The organism is Methylobacterium sp. UNC378MF, from assembly GCF_900103195.1.
Taxonomy (GTDB): Bacteria; Pseudomonadota; Alphaproteobacteria; order Rhizobiales; family Beijerinckiaceae; genus Methylobacterium.
On the sequence record NZ_FMWU01000003.1, the window covers coordinates 238,690 to 252,462 of the forward strand.

The window sequence follows — 13,773 nt, forward strand, 5'->3', positions numbered from 1 at the left end:
CCGGTATGTTCCGGGGCTGGTCGCGGACGGAGCGCGAAGGACGGCGAAGGGGCGGCGGAGCGGCGAGGGGCTCGACAGGGCGCCCGTAGCACGAAGCACCGGCTGTAGCACGGGCCAGCGGATGCGTTAAGAATCGCCCGAGGAATCGTCCGACCGCCGACGACAGGTCGCGCGGAGCGGGGTGACGGCGATGCGGCGGATCGGCGCGAGGCTGGCGGGAGGCGCGGTGGCGCTGGCCGGCCCCCGCGCGCCCGCCCTCCCGGTCATCCGTACCTGGGTGGCCGAGGGCATCGCCCGGGACGCCGAACAGCGCCGGCTGTTCCCCTGGTTGGCGGTGGCCTTCGGCGTCGGGATTCTGGCCCACTTCGTGGCGGCCGACGGCCCCCCGCTCCTGGCCGCTCCCCTGACCGGCGCAGCCCTCGCCCTGGCGTTGATCCCTGCCCTGGGCGCGCGGCCGGCGGCCCTGGCGCTCGCCCTCGGAGTGGCGGCCGCGTTCCTGGGCTTCGCGGCCGCGACCTGGCGGGTCTCGCAGGTCGCCGCCCCGATCCTCACACGCACCACCATCGGCCCGCTCGTCGGGATGGTCGAGGCCCTCGACGAGCGCGAAGTGGGCGCCCGGCTGGTGATCCGGGTCGAGAGCTTCGCCGGACTTGCCCCGGAGGTGCGGCCCGTCCGGGTGCGGGTCTCGTTCCGCAAGACGCCGATCCCGCGGCCCGGCGACGTCGTCGCCGCCACGGCCCGGCTGCTGCCGCCGCCCGAGGCCGCCCGGCCGGGCGGGTACGACTTCGCCCGGGATGCCTATTTCCAGGGGATCGGTGCGGTGGGCTCGTTGGTCGGCGCCGTCGCCGTCCGGCCGCCCTCCGAGCCACCCCCTCTCCGCCTGCGGCTCGCCGCGACGCTGGACGAGGCCCGCAACGGGCTGACTCGCCGGATCGCGGAGGCGGCCGGCGGCCAGGCCGGAGCGGTGGCGGCCGCCCTGGTGACGGGCAAGCGGGGACTGATCGGGCCGGCGACCAACGATGCGCTGCGCGCAGCCGGCATCTACCACGTGGTGTCGATCTCCGGTCTCCACATGGTGCTGGCCGCGGGCGTGGTGTTCTGGCTGGTGCGGGCGGCTCTCGCCCTGGTCCCGTACTGCGCGCTTCTCTGGCCGATCAAGAAGATCGCGGCCGGCTTCGCCATGCTGGGCGTCACCGCCTACTGCGCTTTCTCGGGCTGGGACATCGCGGCCGAGCGCTCGCTGATCATGACCCTGATCATGCTGGGTGCGATCCTGGTGGACCGGCCGGCCCTGTCGATGCGCAACCTCGCGCTGGCCGCGCTGATCGCCCTGGCCCGGGAGCCGGAGGGCCTGCTCGGCCCGAGCTTCCAGATGTCCTTCGGTGCCGTGGCCGGGCTGATCGCCTGCGCGCGGCTGATCGACGGGCGGCTGTTCATGCGCCCGGGGGCCGGCCGGATCGGGCGGCTCGTCGGCACCGGCCTCTCGGCGGTCGCCGGGACCCTGGCCACGACCCTGGTGGCGCAGATCGCGACCGCACCCTTCGCCACCTACCATTTCCAGACCGTCCAGCCCTTCGGGCTCGTCGGCAACGCCCTGACCCTGCCGCTCGTCTCACTGGTGGTGATGCCGTCGGCGGTGATCGGGATCCTGGCCTATCCCTTCGCCCTCGACCGGCCGATCTGGTGGCTGATGGGCCAGGCGGTGGGCGGCATGCTTGCCGTCTCCCACTGGATCGCCGGATTCGAGCGGTCGATCATCGTCGTGCCGGCCTTCGGCACCGCGGCCCTGATCCTGCTGACCCTCGGCCTGCTGCTGGCGACGCTCCCGGCCTCCCGCCTGCGCTGGCTTGCCGTGCCGCCGCTCCTGTTCGGCCTCGTCCTCGCGGCCCGGCCGGACCGCTACGACCTCTACGCCGACCGACAGGGCGCGGGCGCTGCCGTACGGGGAGCGGACGGCCGTCTCGCGGCCCTCGGCAGCCCCTCTGGCTTCGTCCTCGAACAATGGCTGAAGGCGGATGGCGACGGACGGCAGCCCGGGGCGCTGATCGTCCGTTCGGGCAGCGGCCGCTGCGACCGGCTCGGATGCACCGCGCGCCTGCCGGATGGGAGGGCGGTCGCCCTGGTACGGGACCGGCGGGCCTTCGCGGAAGATTGCGCCCGCGCCGCGATCCTGATCACCGGCCTCACGGCGCCGCCGACCTGCACAGGTCCCCTGGTGATCGACCGGCGCGTTCTGGCCGCCCGCGGAGCGGTAGCCCTCCGAGCCGACGGCCAAGGCTTCACTACCCGCTACGCCCGGGCCGACGGCCGCGCCGTGCCCTGGCAACCGCGTTCGGCACCCGGGCCGGGACAGCCGCAGCCGATCATCGCGGCGTCGGAAGGCGCCCACGCTCCAGAGGATGGGGCGGCAACGCCTCCGGAAGCCGGTGCGCCAGGCGGGAACTTGGTCCCCGGTGACGCACCGACCGAGCCGCTTCAGTAGCGACGGACGAGGCTGACGAGGCGGCCCTGGATCTGGACCCGGTCAGGCCCGAGGACGCGGGTCTCGTAGGCCGGGTTGGCGGCCTCCAGGGCGATCGAGGAGCCGCGGCGGCGCAGGCGCTTGAGCGTCGCCTCCTCGTCGTCGATCAGCGCCACGATGATGTCGCCGGTATTGGCGGTGTCCTGCTTGCGGATCACCACAAGGTCGCCGTCGAGGATGCCGGCCTCGACCATCGAGTCGCCGCGCACCTCAAGGGCGTAGTGCTCGCCGCCAGCCACGAAGTCCGGCGACAGGGTGATGGCGTGGCTCTGATTCTGGATCGCGGAGACCGGCGTACCGGCCGCGATCCGGCCCATCACGGGGATCGAGATGGCGCGGCCGGCCTCGTCGATCATCCGCGTGCTGGCCGGTGCCGGTGGCTGCTTGGATTTGCCGCCCTCGACCACGCTCGGGGTGAAGCGGCGCGGTTCGGCCGGAGCCGAGGACGGCGCCATCTGGCCGAGGCTCTCGGGAATGCGGATCACCTCGATGGCGCGCGCCCGATTCGGAAGGCGCCGGAGGAAGCCGCGCTCCTCCAGGGCCGTGATCAGCCGGTGGATGCCGGACTTCGACTTGAGATCGAGGGCGTCCTTCATCTCGTCGAAGGACGGCGGGACACCACATTCCTGCATCCGGCTCTGGATGAATCGCAGGAGGTCCAGCTGCTTGCGCGTGAGCATCGACGGGGGACTCGCGGCTTGGCGGACCGCCACGTGACGGTCTCCGAAACAAATCACGAACAGGTTAAACGTTCCGCAAGTGTTCCGCAAGATGGCACCGCCACGCTTGGCGCGTCGCGGCCAGCCGGCGGGAGAAGCCGAGAAACGCATTGACGGCATAAGCGGAGCCGTTTCAATGCACCGCGCTGCCCCGCCGGAGGGGCGGCGGATCCGGGGCGCGGGCAGGGACCCTCTTGGAATGACGAGGATGCGACGACCCGCAGCGCTTCTGCCCCTCGGCCTCGCCGCCCTCGGCCTGGCCGGCTGCACCACCGGATTCTCCTACATCTCGCGCAACTACGTGGCGCTCACCCCACAGGTGGTGACGATCGGCTGCAAGGAGCCCTACGAGGTCTACGATAATCGGCAGCTGCGCCGGATGCTGCTCGTCTCCAACGCCCTGCGCGAATATACCGGCTGCAATTTGAGCGAGGTCCGGATCGATCCGGAGCCGGACGCGACCCGGGTGAAGCGCTTCCGCACCGCCGCCCGGGCCTATCTCGACGAGACCGTGCGCGAGGATTGCCGGATCACCGGTGAGACCGTCTTCGATCCACTGAAGACCGAGTTCGCCTACGCGTGCGATGCGCCGGTCGAGAAGCGCGGTTCCGTGGTGCCGCGTCTGCCGGGCCGCAATCCGGGCCTCGGCGCGCGCTGACCGGCCATCAGGCGCCCGGCTTCGGGAAGGTCCGTTCCGCCGCGTCACCGGCGGCGGCGAGCAGGGCGCGGGCGAAGGCCCGGGCCTCTGCCCGGTCGAGCACGATAGCGGCGGTGACCGGCGCGCCGCCGAGATCGGCGAGGGCGAGTTCCAGGCGCACTCCGTCGGGAACGGCGCTCGCCTGAAGGCTCCAGCCGGAGCCTCGATCCGTGCTCTCCGCCATCTTACGTTCCTCCCGCATGCCCCGGGGAAGCGCCGCAGGCCCCCGCCGGAACGGCCCAGGCCCGGGACTGTTCCCGAGCCGCGCCCCGCGCTTCCCTGCCTCGCCTGTCGGCGTTCCTCAAGGCCGCAGGCCGCCGACGGGTGATGATGCGCGCCGATACGGATGACGGCGGTCGGGAGTGGCACCCGCCGTCCGGCCGGCCGACAGGGGGCCGCCGCGGTCGCCGGGGATCACGACCGCCGGTGCGATGGCCGGCGTCCGCGACCGGGTTGGCCTGCTCCGAAGCGATTGACGCAAGCGCTCCGATGATGTCTCCCGCGGGCTCCGATCAGGTGGAGTTCGAACATGCAAGAGATCTGGTTCCGCGCGGGCGAGGCCACGGTGCTGGCGGCCGAGGGCCAGTACACCGACGCCATGCCGGAGGTGCTGATCGGCTCGGTGCGCGGTCCGGTCGGCCAGGCCTTCGCGTCGATGATGGGGCAGGTCCAGGGCCACACGCGCATGTTCGTGGTGCGCGACCTCAACCAGCTGGTGCGCCCGGCCACGATGATGACCACCAAGGCCACGATCCACACGGCCGAGTACGTCGAACTCCTCGGCGGTGTGGTCCAGGCCGCCACCGGCGACGCGATCGTGGACTGCATCATCGAGGGCATCCTGCCCAAGGACGGGCTCGACGAGCTGTGCATGATCATCATGATCTGGCTCGACCCGCGCTGCGCCGAGGACGACAACCTCGACCAGAAAGACCTCTACCGGACCAACTACGAGGCGACGAAGCTCGCCATCGCCCGCGCCCTCAAGGGCGAGCCGACGGTGGACGAGCTGATCGCCAACCGGAAAACCGTGAAGCACTACGCGCTCGACGGCGTGATCGAGTACTGATCAAGCCAGCGCCACGCATCCTGCCGGCTTAGGTCCGCCTCAGCCCGGCGGGATGCGCCCCACCGAGCAGAGGGTGCGCATCGTGCTGCTGCCCGGGTCGGTGTAGCAGGAGGCCGACCAGCCGTTCTGCTGGATGAATGACTTGCGCCGCTCCGTCAGGGAAGTCCGGTAGGCGTTGGCGATGATCGGCTCGACGGTCGCGGCCGGCTCGCCGACGAGGATCTCGGAGGCCACCGACAGGTCGCGGAAGAAGGCCGCCGAGGGGGTCGGCTCGGCGGAGGTCGCCTGCACGATCGGCTCGGCCCGGCAGGTGACGTCGAACTTGATCGGACCGGCCACGCGGATGTCGATGCTCGGCCCCGCGCGCTTGCCGACCCGGCCGCCAATCGCACCGGCGATCTGGCGGGTGAGGTCGTCACAGCTGTCGGCCCGGGCGGCCTCCGCCAGGAGGGGCAGGGCCGCGCAGGCGGCGAGGAGGAGGCGCGGAACGGCGAAGCTCGACATCGCCGCACTCTACGCGCGGCGCGGGGCCTGTCGAGGGGCGCTCGTCAGTGGAAATCCCGGCTGCGATAGACCCGCCGGTCCGGGGGCACGCCGAAATCCGTGTTCTCGGGCGGCAGCTTCATGCCGGCCTCCCGCAGGTCGCGCAGAGCGGCGGTGAGGTCGCGAAACCCCTCCGCCACGAGGTGGACCACCCCGTCCGCCCGCTGGATCCGGCCGCGCACCGCGAGGAACCGGGCCTGCATGGCGGCCCTCCGATTGGCCTCGAACACCGTCTTCCAGATGATCACGTTGGCGATACCGGTCTCGTCCTCCAGGGTCAGGAAGACCACGCCCTTGGCGGTGCCGGGCCGCTGGCGGATCAGCACGAGGCCCGCCACCGTGACCCGCGCCCCCTGGGGCAGGGAAGGATCGAGATGGGCCCGGGCCGGGATCGCGCCGATCCGGGCGAGCCGCCCCCGGAAGAACGCGACAGGGTGCCCCTGCAGCGACAGGCCGGTGGCGGAATAATCCTCGGCCACCGCCTCGGACGGGGCCAGGGCCGGCAGGTCCACCGCCGGCTCGTGCCGGAACAGGCCGTCATCGGCGTGCCAGGCGAAGAGCGGCAGGGGTGCCTCGAGGAGATGGGCACGGCGCTCGCTCGGATCCGCCTTGGCGGCCTTGCGCGCCGAGGTCCCCTCCAGGGTGCGGACCATCCAGAGGGCGGCGCGCCGGTCGAGGCCGAGCGACCGGAACGCGTCCGCCTCGGCCAGCCGCTCCAGGGCGTTGCGGGGCAGGGCGAGGGACGCCTGCAGGCCCTCGATGCTGGCGTAGCCGTTGGCCCGCAGCCGCACGAGCCGCCGCATCGCGGCCTCCGGCAGGCCGCGCACCACCCGCAGACCGATCCGCACGGCGTGCAGAGCCGGATTCCCGGCCGGCTCCAGGGTGCAGTCCCAGTCGCTGGCGTTGACGCAGACGCCCCGCACCTCGACGCCGTGGGCCCGGGCGTCGCGCACGAGCTGGGCCGGCTGGTAGAAGCCCATCGGCTGGGCGTTGAGGATCGCGGCCAGGAAGACGTCGGGGTGCCGGCACTTCATCCAGGCCGAGGCGTAGACGAGGAGCGCGAAGCTCGCCGCGTGGCTCTCCGGGAAGCCGTAGGTGGAGAAGCCGCGGATCTGCGCGAAGCAGCGCTCGGCGAAGTCCTGCGGGTAACCCCGGCGGGTCATGCCGCCGATGAATTTCTCAGCGAAGCCGCCGATCGAGCCGACATGGCGGAAGGTCGCCATCGCCCGGCGCAGGCCGTCGGCCTCCGCCGGGGTGAAGCCCGCCGCCGTGATGGCGATCTGCATGGCGTGCTCTTGGAAGAGCGGCACGCCGTAGGTCTTCTGCAGGACCTCCTTCAGCTCGTCCGCCGGCCCGTGATCCGGGTGCGGGGCCGGGTACTCCACCGGGTCGATCCCGGAGCGGCGGCGCAGGTAGGGGTGGACCATGTCGCCCTGGATCGGGCCGGGGCGCACGATTGCGACCTGCACCACGAGGTCGTAGAATTCCTTGGGCTTGAGGCGCGGCAGCATCGACATCTGCGCCCGGCTCTCGACCTGGAACACGCCGACGGAATCGGCTCTCGCCAGCATCGCGTAGGTCTCGGGATCCTCCTGCGGCAGGTCGGCCAGCGTCTCGTAGAACCTGCCGTGGTCCCGCTCCAGGAAGTCGAGGCCGCGCTTGAGGCAGGTCAGCATGCCGAGCGCCAGCACGTCGACCTTCATCAGGCCGATCGCGTCGATGTCGTCCTTGTCCCACTCGATGAAGGTGCGGTCCGCCATGGCGCCGTTGCCCACCGGCACGGTCTCGTCGAGGCGGCCGCGGGTCAGCACGAAGCCGCCGACGTGCTGCGACAGGTGGCGCGGGAAGCCGATCAGCTGGTGGGCGAGGTCGAGCGCCTGCCGGATCGCGGGGTTCTCCGGATCGAGGCCGGCCTCGCGCACATGCTGGTCCGGCATCCCGGTGCCCCAGGAGCCCCAGACCGTGTCGGCGATCGCCGCGGTCACGTCCTCGGTGAGACCTAAGACCTTGCCGACCTCGCGGATCGCCATGCGCGGGCGGTAATGGATCACCGTGGCGCAGAGGGCGGCGCGCTCGCGGCCGTAGCGGGCGTAGAGGTGCTGGATCACCTCCTCGCGGCGCTCGTGCTCGAAATCGACGTCGATGTCGGGCGGCTCGCCCCGGTTCTCCGAGATGAAGCGGGCGAAGAGCAGCCGGTGCTTCGACGGGTCCACCGCGGTGATGCCGAGGCAGAAGCACACGGCGGAATTGGCCGCCGAGCCCCGGCCCTGGCAGAGGATCCCTTTGCCGCGGGCGAACTCGACCACATCGAACAGGGTCAGGAAGTAGCGGGCGTAATCCATCTTGGCGATGAGCCGCAGCTCCTCGTGGAGCGTCGCCATGACGGCGGCCGGAATGTCGCCGCCGTAGCGCCAGCGCGCCCGCTCGAAGGTCTTCTCCGCCAGATATTCCTGCGGCGTGCGACCCGGAGGCACCGGCTCGTCGGGATATTCGTAGCGCAGCTGGGACAGGCAGAAGCCGCAGGCCTCGGCGATCTCGACGGTGCGGGCCAGCGCCTCCGGGTGGTCGGCGAACAGCCGCGCCATCTCGGCGGCGGGCTTGAGGTGGCGCTCGGCATTGGCCTCCAGGCGGTAGCCGGCCTCGCCGATCCGGCAGCCCGCACGGATGCAGGTGACCACGTCCTGGAGCGGGCGCCGCTCGGGATGGTGGTAGAGCGCGTCGGAGACCGCGACCATCGGGGCGCGGGCGGCCGTACCCATCTCGGCGAGCAGCCCCAGGCGCCGCCGCTCGTCGCCGCTTCGCGTGTGGCTCGCCCCGAGGAAGGTCCGGCCCGGCGCCGCGGCGGCGAGCGCCTCCAGCCGCGCCCGGAACCCCTCGGGCAGTCGCCGTGCCGGCGGCATGGCGATGAACATCTGCCCCTCCGCGGCCTCCAGCATCTCGGCGAAGGAGAAGCGGCAATCGCCCTTGCGGACGCGCCGGTTGCCCAGGGTGAGCAGCCGGCAGAGGCGCCCCCAGGCCTCCCGGTCCATCGGGTAGGTGACGGCCTCGAACCCCTCCTCGCTGACGAGCCGAACCCCCGGCAGGATCCGGATCTTCGTGCCCTCGGCTTCGAGCGCCCGCGCCGCCGCGTGGGCCCGCACCACGCCGGCCACGGTGTTGCGGTCGGCGATGCCGATCGCGGCGAGGCCGTAGGCCGCCGCCTGCACGACGTATTCCTGCGGGTGCGATGCGCCGTGCAGGAAGGAGAAGTTCGTGGTGACGGCGAGTTCGGCGTACGGGACCTGAGGAGCGCTCACGCGAACAGCCCGTGGACGTACCACGCGGCCGGGCGGTCGGGGGCGTGCGGGCCGTCGCGATAGAGCCAGAGACGGTGCCCGGCCTCGCACTCGATGCGGTAGTAATCGCGCTCCGCGCCGGGCTCCCGCCACCATTCAGCGGCGATCCGCTCCGGCCCCTCGGCATGGGCGACCTTGTGGATCTGCGCGCGCCAGCGGAAGCGCCGGGGCGGCCCCTCGGGCACGGTGGCGAGCACATCGAGGGCGGCCTCGCCCCGGGGGAACAGCACCAGGGGCCGGGGCGGGAGATGGCCGGGCCAGGGGGAGGCGATGGTGCGCGCCTTCCCTCCCCCCTCTGCGGGGAAGCGTGCCCCCAAAAGGGGGCCGGGAGAGGGGAGCGACGGTGCAGAAGGGGGCTCTGCCCGTCCCGCCGGTCGTGCCCCTTTCGGGATCCGGGTTCCCCTCTCCCGACTCCGGCTGACGCGGGGGTCACCTTCCCCCGAGGAGGGGGGAGGGAGCGCCAGCATTTGACCGCCGCCCATCGCCGGCAACGATCCGTGATCCTCCTTGGCAACCCAAGCACGGCCCCGGTCGGCCCGCTCCGGAAGATGGCTCGCCCATGGTTCGAGCCGCAGCAATCCCCGCCCGAGGCGCTGCGCCAGGGCGTCGGCCAGGAACCCGACCCCGTCACCCGCCATCGTGGAACCGAGATCCATCTGGCGAGCCGGCATGGCGCCGGTCACCGTGACGGCCAGCGCGACCGTCTCGAAGCCGAAGCCGGCATCGAGGGCGGATCCCAGCCGGTCGAGGCGCAGGGAGACGAGGGCCGCCACCCGCTCCGGGTGACGCTCCGGGCGCGACAGGCCGAGATCGAGATCACGCACGGCGCCATCGACCCGGTGAAGGGCGAGACGCAGGGCACAGGCACCGAGCCCGTCTCGCTCCAGCCGGGGGGCGATCTCCGCCATCAGGTCCCGGGCGGTCCGGACGATATCCGATTGCCGCCCGATCGGATCGAGGAAGCCGCGCGCGGCGGCGTATTTGGCCGCCTCCGTCAGGGGCGCCAGGGGCTCGGCCCGGCGGCCCAAGGCCTGATCGAGGCGCAAAAGCAGGGCCTCGCCGAAGCGGCGGGCCAGCGGCCCCCGGGGCAAAGCATCGAGTTCTTCGATCCGACGCAGGCCGAGCCGCCGCAGGCCCGCGGCGATGTCGGGGTCGAGGCGCAGGGCTTCGACGGGCAGGCCCCGCAGGGCCTCGGCACATCCGCCGGGCGGAACGACGATCCGGTCGGTCCCGCCGTGGCGGGCCAGAGCGAAGGCGGCGCCGGGCGTGTCGGCCAGCGCGATCCGCGCCGGGATGGTGGCGCGGGCGAGCCGGGCGGCCAGATCCGCGACGAGGTTCGCCTCGCCGCCGCGCAGATGGCTCGCCCCGGCGACGTCGATGTAGAACCCGTCCGCCGCCTCGGCCGGCCCGAACGGCGCCACGAGGGGCGCGTAGGCGGAAGCCCAGCGGCAGAGCCGCAGCAGGGAATCCCGGTCGGCTTCCGGGTCGGCCGGATAGACCTGGAGCTGCACGCCGATCCGCGCCCGGACACGGCCGAGGGGCTCGCCGGGGTTCAGGCCCAGGGCGCGGGCCTCCGGGTCGAGGGCCACGAGCCGCAGACCGCCGGCCCCTTCGGCCGCCACCGCGAGGGGGCCGCGCTCAGGCGCGAGACCGGCCCGCCGCAGCCGCGTCACCGGCCAGTGGCTCAGGCAGATGCAGACGATGCGCGGCATGGTCCCACTCCAGAAGCCAGTCGCCGCCCCGCCCGTTGCGGCAGCGTTCGAGCCGCGCCCGCCAGCGCGGCCTGTCGAGGGTGCCGAACCGGTCCCGCGCCGCGGGCGCCGCGGCGATCCGCCAGCGGGTGGCGGACCCGTTGGGCAGCCCGGCGGATGCCGGCCGCAGGATCAGCAGGAGCGGCGGCGCGGGCCCTTCCGCGGCGAGTTGCAGGCGCCGGCCCGGCTTCAGCGGCATCCCGTCTCGCAGGAGGCCGATCAGGACCGTGAGAGCCCGCGCGTGCAGGGCCGCCTCGAGGGCGCGGAACACCTCCGCATCGCTGCCCGCTTCGAGGAGCAGCAGACGGGCGGGGTCGAGGCCGAGCCCGGCCAAGCCGTGTCCATAGGGCAGGGGCTGGCCCGGGGCCGCAACGATCAGCGCCTCCCCGGACATCCGCGCCAGATGACGGGCACCGAGCGCCAGGGCGAAGCCCAGGGCCGCGATCGCGTCCACGGGCTCGGCCGGCGCGATCTCGTGGGGCGGGCCGAGGACGAGGCCGCCGCCGGGCAGGTGAGCATCGAGGTCCGGCACGCCCAGCGGCAGGACCGGGGGCAGATCCCGGCCGCCGGCCGGCGGCGCGAGGCGTGCCCGCAGGGCCGCGAGCCGTGCCCGGGGATCGGCGCGCGCGATCGCCCCTTCGGTCTCGTCCGCAGGGTCCAGCCCCATCTCCGTCGGCTCCGGTCATGCTGGACGATAGGAACATAACAGGAACGCCCACAAACGGTTTCAGTGGGGTGCCGGAATCACGCGTCGCCTCAGCGGCTTGGCCTGTGGATGGCTGTGGACGCCTGTGGAACCGGCTGCAGCTGCCGGTTCCGAAGTCCCGGTTGACCGCAATCGCAGGGCGAGACCAATGTCCGGGCGCCGCGTGCGTGACGCGGCCAAACCGGACCGCGCATGCGCTCAGCCCTCACTCTGACGATCCTGCTCGCCCTGTCGGGGGCGGCGCTCGGCCAGCAGGCGGATCCGCCGGGTGCCGCCGCTCCGGATCCGGTCGCGGCCGCCCCCGCGACGGGGCGGTCTCGCCCGGCCCGCCCGCGGGTCCGCCAAGCGCAGGCCCCGAGCCAGCCGATCATGGTCTACGACGCGCGGATCGAGGCCGGCGACCTGCGGATCTCGGGCTCGGTGCGCAAGCCCGGGGCGATCGTGGTGCTGGACGACGACATCTCGATCCAGGCCGACCGGCGCGGCCGGTTCACCTTCCGGCTGCCCTACCGGCCCTCGACCTGCGTGGTGACGCTGAAGGCGGAGCCGGACGAGCGCGAGGCGGTGGTGGCGAACTGCGCGCCCGAGGGTCCGCCCGGACCGCCCGGTCCCCAGGGTGCCGCGGGACCGCCCGGCGAGACGGGCCCCAAGGGTGAGACCGGTCCCAAGGGTGAGACCGGTCCCAAGGGGGATCAGGGGCCCAAGGGCGAGCAGGGACCTCAAGGCGAGCAGGGTCTCAAGGGCGATACGGGTCCCCAGGGCGAGCCCGGACCGAAGGGGGAGCCCGGTCCCCAGGGCGCGGCCGGGCCGCAGGGCGCACCGGGCCCGAAGGGCGACACCGGGCCTTCCGGCCTGCAGGGTCCTCCCGGCCCGCGGGGTCCGGTCGGACCGCAGGGCGGCCCGGGCCCGAAGGGCGAGGCCGCCAGCTTGCGGCCCGTGCGCAAATCCGACTGTCCGGGGGGCTGCACGATCACCTGCGGGACCGGCGAGATGCTGGTCACGGCCCACTGCCTCAAGGGCGGCGCACCGGTCTACGACGGGGAGGGCGCCAGCTGCCCGGCGGAGGCGACCGGCATCGTCGGGTTCTGCACGCGGCCCTGAGGCGGGCGGGTCAGCCGCCGGTCTCGCGCAGCCAGTCGAGCATCCCGGCGGCGGCCGCCCGCCCCCCCGCGAAGGCGCCCTGGAGCAGGTAGCCGCCGGTCGGCGCCTCCCAGTCGAGCATCTCGCCGGCCAGGAACAGGCCCGGACGGGCACGCAGCATGGACCGCCCGTCGAGGGCGTCGAGCCGAACGCCGCCCGCCGTCGAGATCGCCCGCTCGATCGGCGCGGAGGCGGTGAGGGTGAGCGGCGCGGCCTTGATCAGCCCGGCGAGCGCCGCTGGATCCGCCGGGAGGGCGGCGCCGGCCGCCTCGCGCAGCAGCCCCACCGCCACGGCTGGGAGACCCGCGGCCTTGCGCAGCCGGGTCGCGGCGGAGTCGCCCGGCCTGGCGCCGGACAGACGGCGGGCGAGAACCTCCCGGGTCAGATCCGGGCGCAGATCCACGACGAGCCGCGCGCTGCCCTCGGCCGCGATCGCCTCGCGCAAGGGGCGCGAGAGGGCGTAGATCGCCCCACCCTCGATGCCGGCCTCCGTGATCACGGCCTCTCCCCGCACCGTGGTGCCGTCGCAGGCGAGCGCCACCCGCTTCAGCGGCGCGCCGGAGAAGCGATCCCGGAACAGGTCGGACCACGCCACCGCGAAGCCGGCATTGGCCGGACGCAGGGGCGACACCGCCACGCCGAGCCCTTCGAGGAGCGGCACCCAGCGCCCGTCCGACCCGAGGCGCGGCCAGCTCGCCCCGCCGAGGGCCAGCAGAGTGGCGCGGGGACGGATCTCGCGCGAACCATCCGGGGTCTCGAAACGCAGGCCCTCGGCAATCCCCGTGAGGCGATGGCGGGTGCGGATCCGGACCCCGAGCCGGCCGAGCCGCGTCAGCCACGCCCGCAGCAGGGGCGAAGCCTTGAAGCTCTGCGGGAACACCCGCCCGCTCGAGCCGACGAAGGTCGGCTCACCGAGTTCCGCGCACCAATCCCGCAAGGCGTCGGGCGGGAAAGCCGCGATGGCGTCATCGAGGACCCCGCGCGGGTGGTAGCGCGCGAGGAAGTCCGCCCGCCCCTCGCTGTGGGTGATGTTGAGACCGCCGCGCCCGGCGATCAGCAGCTTGCGGGCGACCGAGGGCATGCGCTCGTAGACCGTGACCGCGCAGCCGGCCTCACCCAGCACCTCGGCCGCGGCGAGCCCGGCCGGCCCGCCGCCGACGATCGCGATTGCATCCCTGTCATCCGGCATCTGCCGGGAGAGCGACAGGCCGGCGCTCTCTGTCAAGGGCGAAGGCCGGATCGGCGCCGGGCGCCATGGGCCGTCCTCCAGCATTGCGCTAGGAACCGGACAC

The 13,773-nt window shown here is 73.3% G+C and carries 11 protein-coding genes; 4 read left to right on the top strand and 7 right to left on the bottom strand.

Annotated elements, in window-relative coordinates:
• The first annotated feature begins 190 nt into the window (after positions 1 to 190).
• Complete coding sequence (locus BLT59_RS04770; RefSeq protein WP_091777037.1) at positions 191 to 2,482, top strand: ComEC/Rec2 family competence protein; 2,292 nt, start codon at positions 191 to 193, stop codon at positions 2,480 to 2,482.
• Here BLT59_RS04770 and lexA read toward each other — a convergent pair.
• Positions 2,476 to 3,201, bottom strand: coding sequence for a transcriptional repressor LexA (lexA, locus tag BLT59_RS04775; RefSeq protein WP_091777039.1), 726 nt, complete (start codon positions 3,199 to 3,201; stop codon positions 2,476 to 2,478). The two genes, BLT59_RS04770 and lexA, sit on opposite strands and share 7 nt — an antisense overlap.
• 247 nt (positions 3,202 to 3,448) lie before the next feature.
• Here lexA and BLT59_RS04780 point away from each other — a divergent pair, with 247 nt between their 5' ends.
• Positions 3,449 to 3,898 (top strand): hypothetical protein, encoded by a 450-nt coding sequence (locus BLT59_RS04780; RefSeq protein WP_091777198.1) that lies wholly within the window; start codon positions 3,449 to 3,451, stop codon positions 3,896 to 3,898.
• 7 nt (positions 3,899 to 3,905) lie between these two features.
• Here the strand turns inward: BLT59_RS04780 and BLT59_RS04785 are convergent, their stop codons facing one another.
• Entirely contained in the window at positions 3,906 to 4,121 is a 216-nt protein-coding gene (locus tag BLT59_RS04785; RefSeq protein ID WP_012318997.1) for a hypothetical protein, read from the bottom strand.
• 345 nt (positions 4,122 to 4,466) lie between these two features.
• On the opposite strand from BLT59_RS04785, the gene fae reads away from it, so the two are divergent.
• Positions 4,467 to 5,006 (top strand): formaldehyde-activating enzyme, encoded by a 540-nt coding sequence (gene fae / locus BLT59_RS04790; RefSeq protein WP_012318995.1) that lies wholly within the window; start codon positions 4,467 to 4,469, stop codon positions 5,004 to 5,006.
• Positions 5,007 to 5,045: 39 nt separating this feature from the next.
• Here the strand turns inward: fae and BLT59_RS04795 are convergent, their stop codons facing one another.
• Genes BLT59_RS04795 through BLT59_RS04810 form a run of 4 tightly spaced genes read right to left on the bottom strand, consistent with a single transcriptional unit; the run spans position 5,046 to position 11,302 of the window.
• A complete protein-coding gene (locus tag BLT59_RS04795; protein ID WP_091777041.1) occupies positions 5,046 to 5,510 on the bottom strand; it encodes a hypothetical protein in 465 nt (154 codons plus the stop codon).
• Positions 5,511 to 5,554: 44 nt separating this feature from the next.
• Positions 5,555 to 8,845, bottom strand: coding sequence for an error-prone DNA polymerase (locus BLT59_RS04800; RefSeq protein WP_091777043.1), 3,291 nt, complete (start codon positions 8,843 to 8,845; stop codon positions 5,555 to 5,557).
• Positions 8,842 to 10,596 (bottom strand): Y-family DNA polymerase, encoded by a 1,755-nt coding sequence (locus tag BLT59_RS04805; RefSeq protein ID WP_091777045.1) that lies wholly within the window; start codon positions 10,594 to 10,596, stop codon positions 8,842 to 8,844. Before BLT59_RS04805 ends, BLT59_RS04800 begins: the two co-directional genes overlap by 4 nt.
• Entirely contained in the window at positions 10,523 to 11,302 is a 780-nt protein-coding gene (locus tag BLT59_RS04810; RefSeq protein WP_091777047.1) for an ImuA family protein, read from the bottom strand. Before BLT59_RS04810 ends, BLT59_RS04805 begins: the two co-directional genes overlap by 74 nt.
• Before the next feature lie 231 nt (positions 11,303 to 11,533).
• On the opposite strand from BLT59_RS04810, the gene BLT59_RS04815 reads away from it, so the two are divergent.
• Positions 11,534 to 12,442, top strand: coding sequence for a collagen-like protein (locus BLT59_RS04815; protein WP_091777049.1), 909 nt, complete (start codon positions 11,534 to 11,536; stop codon positions 12,440 to 12,442).
• 10 nt (positions 12,443 to 12,452) lie between these two features.
• Here the strand turns inward: BLT59_RS04815 and BLT59_RS04820 are convergent, their stop codons facing one another.
• Positions 12,453 to 13,670, bottom strand: a complete 1,218-nt coding sequence (locus BLT59_RS04820; RefSeq protein ID WP_091777200.1) for a TIGR03862 family flavoprotein — start codon at positions 13,668 to 13,670, stop codon at positions 12,453 to 12,455.
• Positions 13,671 to 13,773: the final 103 nt, after the last annotated feature.

Excerpts from the sequence above, each read along its gene's own strand:
- BLT59_RS04770 (WP_091777037.1), top strand. The coding sequence starts at position 191 with ATGCGGCGGATCGGCGCGAGGCTGGCGGGAGGCGCGGTGGCGCTGGCC.
- lexA (WP_091777039.1), bottom strand. The coding sequence starts at position 3,201 with ATGCTCACGCGCAAGCAGCTGGACCTCCTGCGATTCATCCAGAGCCGG.
- BLT59_RS04780 (WP_091777198.1), top strand. The coding sequence starts at position 3,449 with ATGCGACGACCCGCAGCGCTTCTGCCCCTCGGCCTCGCCGCCCTCGGC.
- BLT59_RS04785 (WP_012318997.1), bottom strand. The coding sequence starts at position 4,121 with ATGGCGGAGAGCACGGATCGAGGCTCCGGCTGGAGCCTTCAGGCGAGC.
- fae (WP_012318995.1), top strand. The coding sequence starts at position 4,467 with ATGCAAGAGATCTGGTTCCGCGCGGGCGAGGCCACGGTGCTGGCGGCC.
- BLT59_RS04795 (WP_091777041.1), bottom strand. The coding sequence starts at position 5,510 with ATGTCGAGCTTCGCCGTTCCGCGCCTCCTCCTCGCCGCCTGCGCGGCC.
- BLT59_RS04805 (WP_091777045.1), bottom strand. The coding sequence starts at position 10,596 with ATGCCGCGCATCGTCTGCATCTGCCTGAGCCACTGGCCGGTGACGCGG.
- BLT59_RS04810 (WP_091777047.1), bottom strand. The coding sequence starts at position 11,302 with ATGGGGCTGGACCCTGCGGACGAGACCGAAGGGGCGATCGCGCGCGCC.
- BLT59_RS04815 (WP_091777049.1), top strand. The coding sequence starts at position 11,534 with ATGCGCTCAGCCCTCACTCTGACGATCCTGCTCGCCCTGTCGGGGGCG.
- BLT59_RS04820 (WP_091777200.1), bottom strand. The coding sequence starts at position 13,670 with ATGCCGGATGACAGGGATGCAATCGCGATCGTCGGCGGCGGGCCGGCC.